Raw genomic sequence first — 491 nt, forward strand, 5'->3', positions numbered from 1 at the left:
ATCATGAACGCTTAAGATATGAACATGGTATTTTTGACACAATTTCATGAGTTTTAATGCATTTTTCAAATTACGATGAAGTCGATTCAGACGATAGCAACATAATACGTCACAGTGACCTTGTTGAATTAGCGTAATGATTTGTTGGTAACCATTGCGTTTATCAGTTCGACCTGATTGTTTATCACTATAAAACGTGATGTTTTGGATATTGTGTTTTTCAGCTAATGACTTGATTTTTTGTTTTTGGGCTGAGAGTGATTGTTGTTTTATTGTGCTTTGACGTAAGTAACCAATGGCTTGTTTCATCGTGTTTCCTCCTTCCAAAGAGATAATATATATTTATGAACAAATTTATAGATGCGCCCAACACCAGTGAGGTGTTGGGCGTTATTATTAGTCATCAGCGTGATTGATTTCTTCAATCACTAAATCAGCAAGTAATGTGATTAATTCGTTCATATGGTCATCCTCCAAATATCAAATTATAT

Annotated in this window: 1 protein-coding gene; it reads right to left on the reverse strand. The window is 33.6% G+C overall.

Annotation, left to right across the window (positions count from 1 at the left end):
- On the reverse strand, positions 1 to 309 hold a 309-nt coding region (locus KA909_RS13610), incomplete at its 3' end, for a recombinase family protein (RefSeq protein WP_245339404.1).
- Positions 310 to 491: the final 182 nt, after the last annotated feature.

Source organism: Staphylococcus sp. GDX8P54P, from assembly GCF_017893165.1.
Lineage (GTDB): Bacteria > Bacillota > Bacilli > Staphylococcales > Staphylococcaceae > Staphylococcus > Staphylococcus borealis.